The sequence below is a fragment of the Bradyrhizobium sp. P5_C11_2 genome, assembly GCF_054049755.1.
Window position 1 is genome coordinate 1 of sequence record NZ_JBFULT010000311.1, and the last position, 9,058, is coordinate 9,058.

The 9,058-nt window shown below is 64.9% G+C and carries 9 protein-coding genes; all 9 read left to right on the forward strand.

Translation table 11 applies throughout. The features are described from left to right. Positions 1-489: 489 nt before the first annotated feature. Positions 490-1,581 (forward strand): ABC transporter substrate-binding protein, encoded by a 1,092-nt coding sequence (locus ACXJL8_RS25370; RefSeq protein WP_456619850.1) that lies wholly within the window; start codon positions 490-492, stop codon positions 1,579-1,581. Continuing rightward, positions 1,559-2,581, forward strand: coding sequence for an ABC transporter permease (locus ACXJL8_RS25375; protein WP_456619849.1), 1,023 nt, complete (start codon positions 1,559-1,561; stop codon positions 2,579-2,581). Before ACXJL8_RS25370 ends, ACXJL8_RS25375 begins: the two co-directional genes overlap by 23 nt. Beyond that, positions 2,575-3,372 (forward strand): ABC transporter ATP-binding protein, encoded by a 798-nt coding sequence (locus ACXJL8_RS25380; protein WP_456619848.1) that lies wholly within the window; start codon positions 2,575-2,577, stop codon positions 3,370-3,372. Before ACXJL8_RS25375 ends, ACXJL8_RS25380 begins: the two co-directional genes overlap by 7 nt. Then, on the forward strand, positions 3,366-4,538 hold the full coding sequence (locus ACXJL8_RS25385) for an acyl-CoA dehydrogenase family protein (protein ID WP_456619847.1): 1,173 nt from the start codon (positions 3,366-3,368) through the stop codon (positions 4,536-4,538). Before ACXJL8_RS25380 ends, ACXJL8_RS25385 begins: the two co-directional genes overlap by 7 nt. Positions 4,539-4,562: 24 nt before the next feature. Then, positions 4,563-5,657, forward strand: coding sequence for an LLM class flavin-dependent oxidoreductase (locus ACXJL8_RS25390; RefSeq protein ID WP_456685790.1), 1,095 nt, complete (start codon positions 4,563-4,565; stop codon positions 5,655-5,657). Beyond that, positions 5,654-6,592 carry an ABC transporter substrate-binding protein gene (locus tag ACXJL8_RS25395; RefSeq protein WP_456619845.1) on the forward strand — a complete coding sequence of 313 codons (939 nt, stop codon included), beginning with the start codon at positions 5,654-5,656 and terminating at the stop codon, positions 6,590-6,592. Before ACXJL8_RS25390 ends, ACXJL8_RS25395 begins: the two co-directional genes overlap by 4 nt. A 296-nt stretch (positions 6,593-6,888) precedes the next feature. Then, on the forward strand, positions 6,889-7,734 hold the full coding sequence (locus ACXJL8_RS25400; RefSeq protein ID WP_456619844.1) for a CmcJ/NvfI family oxidoreductase: 846 nt from the start codon (positions 6,889-6,891) through the stop codon (positions 7,732-7,734). A 102-nt stretch (positions 7,735-7,836) separates the two neighbouring features. Continuing rightward, positions 7,837-8,157, forward strand: coding sequence for a septal ring lytic transglycosylase RlpA family protein (locus ACXJL8_RS25405; protein WP_456619941.1), 321 nt, complete (start codon positions 7,837-7,839; stop codon positions 8,155-8,157). 48 nt (positions 8,158-8,205) lie between these two features. Next, the coding region (locus ACXJL8_RS25410) for a Gfo/Idh/MocA family protein (RefSeq protein WP_456685791.1) at positions 8,206-9,058 on the forward strand (853 nt) is incomplete at its 3' end.

Below are 9,058 nucleotides of genomic sequence, written 5' to 3' on the forward strand. Positions count from 1 at the left end.
GGCCTGTCTTGTTTGATCTGTCTTGTTGCTTGGCTCACGACGCGTGAGCGAACGATGCAGCGAGACGATCAAGTCTATGATCGCGCGATACGCAGTCAATGAAATGGCCGACCGTATTACGTGCGCGATGAGCAAGGACGTTTCAACGAACCCGCACTTTCGAGAAAGCGGAGCGAGCGCAGATCAAAATGCGCAAGAATGATGCAGGCAAGGGAGTCCTGTGCTGCGCTCGCCGGCGGCGCGTCGCTGGAAATCGTTTCATCGTGTCTGCGCGCGCCGATGGAGAGAATGACTTCGCTACGCGCCACATTCGAAATTCCATTTCATTGACGATGCAGTGAACGCGCCGCATGATTTGCGCATCGCATCAACGCGGCGCGTGAGGCGCCGACGGAAAGATTTTCTCTCAACGCAGCTCCCCACGGAACATGCGCAACGCGAACCGTTGTGCAAACGGCGGAGCCATGCCAGCGCAGGAGTTAGCGGCCAATGAACAACGAGACCAAGCGCGGCGGATCGAGCCTCGACCGGCGCCACTTGCTCCAGGCAGGCTTCGCGGCAGCCTTGGTCGCGCCGCTGGGTGCGCAGGCCTTCGCGCCGCGCGCGATCGCGCCCGGCGTCGATCTGTCGGAATTCCCGCTGTGCCGGACGGCGGCAGATACGCCTGCGCTCACCGGCGCGCCGCGCAAGCTGAAACTGTCGTGGAACGCCGGTGCGGTCTGCCTCGCGCCGGTGCCGGTCGCCATCGAGCACGGCTTCTTCCGGAAGCACAATCTCGACGTCGAGCTCGTCAACTATTCCGGCTCGACTGACCAGCTGCTCGAAGCCATCGCCACCGGCAAGAGCGACGCCGGGCTCGGCATGGCGCTGCGCTGGCTGAAGCCGCTGGAGCAGGGCTTTGACGTCAAGATTGCCGCCGGCACCCATGGCGGCTGCATGCGCGTGCTGTCGCGCACCGACTCCGGCGTCGCCAGGCTCGCCGATCTCAAGGGCAAGATCGTCGCGGTGGGCGATCTCGGCGGYCCCGACAAGAACTTCTTCTCGATCCAATTGGCAAAACTCGGCATCGATCCGGTCAAGGACGTCGACTGGCGCGCCTATCCCGGCAATCTCCTCAACGTCGCCGTCGAGAAGGGCGAGGTGCAGGCGTTCCTATCGTCCGATCCGCTCGGCTATCTCTGGCTCAAGGACAGCCAGTACAAGGAGGTCGCATCCAATCTCGACGGCGAGTATCGCGAGAAGAGCTGCTGCATCCTCGGCCTGCGCGGTAGCCTGGTGCGCGAGGAGCCGCAGGTCGCGCGCGCCATCACCCAGGCGCTGCTCGATGCGGCGATGTTCACCGCGCAGAATTCGACGATCGCGGCGAAATCGTTCCAGCCTTACGCGCCGAAGACGGCGACGCTCGCCGACATCGAGGGCATGGTGCGCTACCACACCCACCATCATCATCCCGTCGGCGAGGTGCTGAAGCGCGAGCTGAAGGCCTATGCCGACGATTTGAAGAGCGTGCAGGTCTTCAAGCAGAGCACCGACACGGCGAAATTCGCGGAGCGCATCTATGTCGACGTATTCGCTGTCTGACGGCCTCGCCTCGGGCACGCCGCGGGTCTCGCGCGCGCCGCTGCTTGCGAACTGGGTGCGGGACTCCGGCGTGGGCGTTCTTGCCAGCGCGGCATGGATCGCGTTCGGGCTCTCCTGCCTGTGGTGGGAGGACGTCGGCGACTGGTCGCGCACGCATTCGCTCGGAATTGCCGCCTTCATCGTCGCTGTGGTCGCCTTGTTCGGAACCGTAGGCGCCGATTATCTCGGTTCGGCAGGACGCGGCTTGCGGAAACGCGCGCCCTGGCTGGTCGCACTCGCCTCATTCCTGACGCTGTGGGAGGTTGCGACCGCAAAATTCGCCTGGCTGCCGCTGCCGTTCTTCCCGCCGCCGCAATCGATCATCGAGGTCTATACCGACGATCTGCCAAAGCTGCTCGACAGCGTCTTTGCCTCGGTCAGGCTTCAGCTCGGCGGCTATCTGATCGGCGCCACGATCGGCTTTTTGACCGGCGTCTCGATCGGCTGGTCCCGCGCCGTCGGCTATTGGGTGCATCCGGTGCTGCGATTCATCGGCCCGCTGCCCGCGACCGCCTGGCTGCCGATCGCGTTCTTCACCTTTCCCTCGAGCTGGAGCGCCTCGACCTTCCTGATCGCGCTGGCGACCGGCTTCCCGGTCACGGTGCTGACCTGGTCGGGCGTCGCGAGCGTCAGCAATGCCTATTACGACGTCGCGCGCACGCTGGGGGCAAAGCCCTCGTTCCTCGTTCTGAAGGTCGCGATCCCTGCGGCATTGCCGCACGTCTTCGTTGGCCTGTTCATGGGGCTCGGCTCGTCCTTCGCCGTGCTGGTCGTCGCCGAGATGATCGGCGTCAAGGCCGGGCTCGGCTGGTACCTGCAATGGGCGCAGGGCTGGGCCGCCTACGCCAACATGTATGCGGCGCTGATCGTGATGTCGCTGCTCTGCTCCGGCGCGATCACGCTGCTGTTTTCGATCCGCGATCGCCTGTTGGTCTGGCAGAAGGGGACCGTCAAATGGTAGCCGCAGCTCTTGCCGAAGCGGTCACGCATCCGGCTGCCGGCGCCGCGCTCGATATCGAGCAGGTCAGCCATGCCTTCGACATCGACGGCGCCGAGCTGCCGGTGCTCAGCGACGTMAGCATCTCGGTCGAGCCCGGCGAATTCGTCGCGTTGCTCGGCCCGTCCGGCTGCGGCAAGTCGACCTTGCTGCGGCTCGTCGCCGGCCTCGACAAGCCCAAGGCCGGAACGCTGCGCGAGGACGAGGCTCGCATCACCCGCCCGCATCCCTCGCGCGTCGTCGTGTTCCAGGATCCGACGCTGTTTCCCTGGCGCTCGGTCTGGGACAATGTCGCGCTGGGGCTGGAAGCCCAGGGCATCCTCAAGAGCCAGCGCCACCGCGTCGATGCCGCGCTCGATCTCGTTGGGCTGTCGTCCTTCCGCAAGGCCTATCCGCACCAGCTTTCCGGCGGCATGGCGCAGCGCGTGGCACTCGCCCGCGCGCTGGTCAACGATCCCAAAATCCTGATCCTCGACGAGCCGCTCGGCAAGCTCGACTCGCTCACCCGCATCACCATGCAGGCCGAGCTCGTCTCGCTCTGGCAGCGCAAGGGCTTCACCACGCTGCTGGTGACGCATGACGCGGAGGAGGCGCTGGTGCTGGCCAACCGCGTCATCGTGTTCAGCGATCGCCCCGCGCGCGTGAAGGCCGACATCCGGGTCGACCGGCCCTATCCGCGCCACCGCGGCGATCCTTATCTGGGCGATCTGCGCCGCCAGATCCTCGGCCTCTTGGGGTTGGATGCCACATGGTAACTTCTGTAGCCAAAGGGCGGCTGGCCCATAGCGAACCCGACTACATCGCCCGCGCCGAGACGTTGGCGGAAGCCTTTGCCGCGCGTGCAGCCGAGCACGACCGTACCGGCAGCTTTCCCTTCGAGAACTTTCGCGAGCTCTCCGAGGCGGGCCTGCTGTCGCTGACGGTGCCGGCGGCCCATGGCGGAGCTGGCGCCGGCGCGAGATACGCCGCGCGCGTCATTGGCATCGTCGGCAAGGCCGATCCCTCGACCGCGCTGGTGCTGTCGATGCACTACATCAACCATCTGGTGATGGCGCGCAGCCCGAGCTGGCCGGCGCGGCTGTCGCGCAAGCTTGCGCGCGAGACGGTCGAAGGCCTCGCGCTCGTCAACGCGCTGCGCGTCGAGCCCGAGCTTGGCTCGCCGGCGCGCGGCGGCCTCCCGGCGACGATCGCGCGGCGGACAGAGACCGGTTGGCGCCTGACCGGTCACAAGATCTATTCGACGGGGGCACCAATCCTGAAATGGTATCTGGTCTGGGCGCGGACCGACGAGGCCGAGCCGCGGATCGGTCAGTTCCTGGTGCCGGCGGGCCTTCCGGGCACGCGCATCGTCGAGACCTGGGACCATCACGGCCTGCGCGCCAGCGGCAGCCATGACGTCATCTTCGACGACGTCGTCATCCCGTTCGATGCCGAGGTCGATGTCCGCAAGCCCGCGGACTGGCGCGCGCCCGATGTCACGCAGGCCACCGTGCACACCGTGTTCGTGGCCGCGATCTATGACGGCATTGCACGGGCGGCACGCGACTGGTTGGTCACCTTCCTGAAGACGCGGGTGCCGGCCAACCTTGGCGCGCCGCTGGCGACGCTACCGCGCGCCCAGGAGATCCTCGGCGGCATCGAAGCGCGGCTCGCGGTCAATGCGCGTTTGATCGACAGCTTCGCGTCCGATTTCGATGACGGCTTGCAGGTGAGCGCGATCGAGTCCAACATCATCAAGCTGACGGTGACCAATAACGCCGTAGCCGCAGTGGAGGACGCCTTGTCGCTGACCAGCAATCACGGTCTGTCGCGCAAAAATCCGCTGGAACGGCATTACCGCGACGTGCTCTGCGGCCGCGTTCACACCCCCCAGGACGACACCACGAAAATCTCCGCCGGGCGCGTTACGCTCGGTATCTGACAAATCATCAAGTGGAGCCTTGCCATGTCGGTCGAGTTCATCGGCTTTATCACCAACAACAATTCTTCCGAGACCATCGTCCGCTCGGGCCCCGTGCTCGATCCGCCCTATATCGAGACAGTGGCAAAGGCGCATGAGCTCGCCGGTTTCGACCGCGCACTGCTGGCGTTCCATTCGACCACGCCGGACGCGCTCCAGGTCGCCCAGCACGTCCTGACCATCACCAAATCGCTGAAGGTGATGATCGCGCAGCGGCCGGGCTTCACCGCGCCGACGCTCTTGGCGCGCCAGCTTGCCACGTTGGACCAGTTTTATGGCGGCCGCGTGTCACTGCACGTCATCACCGGCGGCAACGCCATCGAGCTCAGGCAGGACGGCAACACGCTCGACGACAAGGACGAACGCTATGCCCGCACCAGCGAGTTCCTCGACGTGGTGCGACTGGAATGGACCAGCGAGAAGCCGTTCAGCTACAGCGGCAAGTATTACAACGTCGAGAACGGCTTTTCACAGGTGAAGCCGTTGCAGAAGGGTGGCATCTACACCTTCGTCGGTGGCGGCTCGGATGCCGCAATCGAGGTCGCCGGCAAGCACGCCGACACTTTCGCGCTGTGGGGCGAATCCTATGCGCAGGTGCGCGACGTCAYCGCGCGCGTTCATAACGCGGCCGTCAGGCACGGGCGACCGACGCCGCGCTTCAGCCTGTCGGTGCGGCCGATCCTTGCCGATACAGAGGAGAAGGCCTGGAAGAAAGCCGACGAGATCCTCGAGCGTGCCACGGCGCTCCAGGACCAGACCGGCTACCGCAGGCCGAACCACGCCACCGACGGCGCCAAGCGCCTGCTCGCGCTCGCCGACCAGGGCAGCCGCATCGACAAGCGGCTGTGGACCGAGATCGCGAAGCTCACCGGGGCCAACAGCAACACCACGGCACTAGTCGGCACGCCCGAGCAGGTCGCCGAAGTGTTCGGCGACTATTACGATCTCGGCGTCAGCCATTTTCTGATCCGCGGCTTCGATCCGCTGATCGATGCCATCGAATACGGCCGCGAGCTGATCCCGCTGACCCGCAAGCTGATCGCGGAACGTCAGGTCGCCCGTGGTGAGGCCGCGGAATGATCCGTCTCATGTTGGCCGGCGCGCTGCTGCTCGGCTCGCTTGACCTGACGGCAGCGCAAACCACCCTGCGCATCGGCGACCAGAAGGGCAATTCGCAGGCCGTGATGGAAGCGGCGGGCGTGCTCAAGGACGTCCCCTACAGGATCGAGTGGAAGGAGTTTCCGGCGGCCGCGCCGCTGCTCGAAGCGCTGAGCGCCGGCGCGATCGAGACAGGGCTCGTCGGCGATGCGCCCTTTACCTTCGCCGCCGCCTCCGGCGCGCCGGTGAAGGCGATCGCCGCGATCCGGCAGACGCGGGAAGGGCTTGCGATTCTGGTGCCCGAGAATTCACCGATCAAGTCGTTCGCCGATCTGCGTGGCAAGAAGATCGCGACCGGCCGCGGTTCGATCGGTCATCAATTGATCCTCGCCGCACTGGAAAAGAACGGCTGGGCTGCGTCCGACGTGCAGATCGCGTTCCTGGCGCCATCGGACGCCAAGATCGCCTATACGCAAGGCTCCGTCGATGCGTGGTCGACCTGGGAGCCCTATGTCAGCCAGGAGGAGGTGCTGTTCAAGTCGCGCCGCATCATCACCTCGGAGGGCCTGACGCCGGGCCTGAGCTTCCAGGTGGCGCGGCCCGAGGCCATCCGCGATAAGCGCGCCGAGCTGACGGATTTCGTTCGGCGCCTCACCGCGGCACGAGCGTGGTCGCTGAATAACGTCAACTTCTATGCGGAGACCTGGGGCAGACTGATGAACATTCAGACCGCGGTACCCCTCAACTGGCTGTCGCGCGCCAAGATCCGGATCGCGCCGATCGACGACGGCGTGGTGGCGGACGAGCAGAGCACGATCGACCTGTATCTCCGCTGGGGCCTGATCAAGCAGAAGCTCGATGCGGCCGAGATCGTCGATCGTTCTTTCGCGGACGCGATTGCGAAGGCGGGATTGTAAGGCTGAGCGATAGCAACAGCTCTCGTGTCCATTCATCTACAAACATTGCGGCTCGATGGATTCCGGGCTCGCCCTTCGGGCGCCCCGGAGTGACGATGGTGGGGGACGAAAAGCTCACGAGTCCCTCAAGCATCCGTGAAGCGAGAAGAACATCGCCAGAGCAACCGCCGTTCTCGACAGATTCGTTCTGCATTTCCTCTCATCAACAACACCCACATTGCTATTTGCACTCCCTCCCTTGCACCACACCGCATCCCGTCAAAAATCAATCGGACGACCACATCGGGAGACCGGCTATGGGCCTGCAAGAAACAAAAATCGAATCGCTWCCCTTCGTCACCGCCGAACTGAACTATCTCGCACCGGTTCCGGGCAAGCCGCGCACCTACGCCTTCGATCCGCCGCCGGGCGAGCCCAAGAGCACCTCGCTGCCGGAGCCGCATCAGGTCCCGATCTTCGACGCGCGGCTGATCGCGAACAATTTCTCGCTCGATCGCGAGGGCTTTGCGCTGGTGCGCCATCCGAACCAGGTGAAGGACTTTTACAACGACGAGGAGGTGAGGGCGGTCTACTATCCGGCGGTCGAAGCCTTCCTGCGCGCGACGTTGAAGGCCGATCGCGTTGTCATCTTCGATCACACCGTGCGCAGGCGCGTCGAAGGCGCCGCCGACATTCGCGGCGTCGGCCCGCGCCAGCCCGCCACCCGCGTCCATGTCGACCAGACCGCGCTCTCGGGCGCCAACCGCGTGCGCGAGCATCTGCCTGACGAGGCCGAGGAGCTGCTCAAGGGTCGTGTGCAGGTGATCAATCTCTGGCGCCCGATCCGCGGTCCCTTGCGCGACTCGCCGCTCGCGATGGCCGACGGCACGACGGTGGCGCCGGATGATCTCGTCGCCTCCGACCTGATCTATCCCAACCGCCGCGGCGAGACCTATTCGGTGAAATACAATCCGAACCACCGCTGGTTCTATTTCCCGGAGATGACGCCGGACGAGGCGCTACTATTGAAGTGCTACGACTCCGTAACCGACGGCCGCACCCGCTTCGGGCCGCACACCGCCTTCGTCGATCCGACCACGCCGGCGGATGCACTGCCTCGCGAAAGCATCGAGGTCCGCACGCTGGTGTTTCACAAGCAGTAACAAAGTGTGATGGCACTGCCGGGCGTCGCCCGGCAGTTCCTGGAACTTAAGGGAACAAAGCGACGTTTGCAGCGCGGGGCAGGGCCAACCGGGAGCGGTGCCGTGCGAGCGCAGACGACATTATTATTATTGCTTTGTGTGACGACCTCTTCTCTCGCCCTCATTTCAATCGTGCATGCCGAGAGCGGGCTCGCCTCATATTATGGATACGGAAAAGCCGGCAAAGGCGGCGACCTGACCTGCGCCCACCGGACCCGCCCGTTTGGCACCGTGCTCAGGGTGTCCTACGGTAGCCGCTCGATCCAATGCCGCGTCAACGATCGCGGCCCCTTTATCCGCGGACGTATCGTCGATCTCTCCGTGCCGGCCGCCCGTGCGCTCGGCATGATGAGCGCGGGCGTGGTGCGCGTCTCGGTGGATTAGGCCCGCAAGCGCGCTATAGTGCCGCCCAAACCGGGGGTGAGGGGCGCTATGGCAAGAATCAGGGTGGGGCTCGTGGGCTGCGGCTTCGTGTCGGAGCTGCACATGTACGCGTTCCGGCGCGTCTATGGCGTGGATGTCGAGGTCGCGGCGGTGGCCGCGCGCGGCGACCACGTCGTTGAGTTCGCCCGCCGTCATCAGATCCCGCGCAGTTATCGCAGCTTTGCCGAGCTGATCGCCGACCGCGAGCTCGATGTCATCGACATCTGCACGCCGCCCAATCTCCATGCCGAGATGATCGTAGCCAGCATGCAGGCCGGCAAGCACGTGATCTGCGAAAAGCCGTTTGCCGGCTATTTCGGTCGTGAGGGCGACAAACAGCCGATCGGCAAGCATGTCCCGAAGGCCGTGATGTATGAGCGTGTGCTGGAGGAGATGGACGCGACCCGTGCCGCGATCGAACGCACCGGCAAGCTTTTCATGTATGCCGAGGACTGGATCTATGCGCCTGCGGTGACCAAGACCGCGGAGATCATCAAGGCGACCAAAGACAAGATTCTGTTCATGAAGGGCGAGGAAAGCCATTCCGGCTCGCACGCGGCGCATGCCGCGCAATGGGCGATGACCGGCGGCGGCTCGCTGATCCGCATGGGCTGCCATCCACTCTCGGCCGTGCTTTACCTCAAGCAGGTGGAGGCCAAGGCGCGCGGCGAAACCATCCGCGTCGCCAGCGTGACCGGTGACGTCGGCAATGTCACGGCTGGCCTGAAGCCGGAGGAACGCACCTACATCAAGGCCAATCCCGTCGATGTCGAGGACTGGGGCACGCTGACTGCGACCTTCTCCGACGGCACCAAGGCGACCGTGTTCTCCGGCGACATGATCATGGGCGGCGTGCGCAATC

Bases quoted from the DNA above. Each gene is read 5' to 3' on its own strand.
- ACXJL8_RS25375 (WP_456619849.1), top strand. From the start codon at position 1,559: ATGTCGACGTATTCGCTGTCTGACGGCCTCGCCTCGGGCACGCCGCGG.
- ACXJL8_RS25395 (WP_456619845.1), top strand. From the start codon at position 5,654: ATGATCCGTCTCATGTTGGCCGGCGCGCTGCTGCTCGGCTCGCTTGAC.
- ACXJL8_RS25385 (WP_456619847.1), top strand. From the start codon at position 3,366: ATGGTAACTTCTGTAGCCAAAGGGCGGCTGGCCCATAGCGAACCCGAC.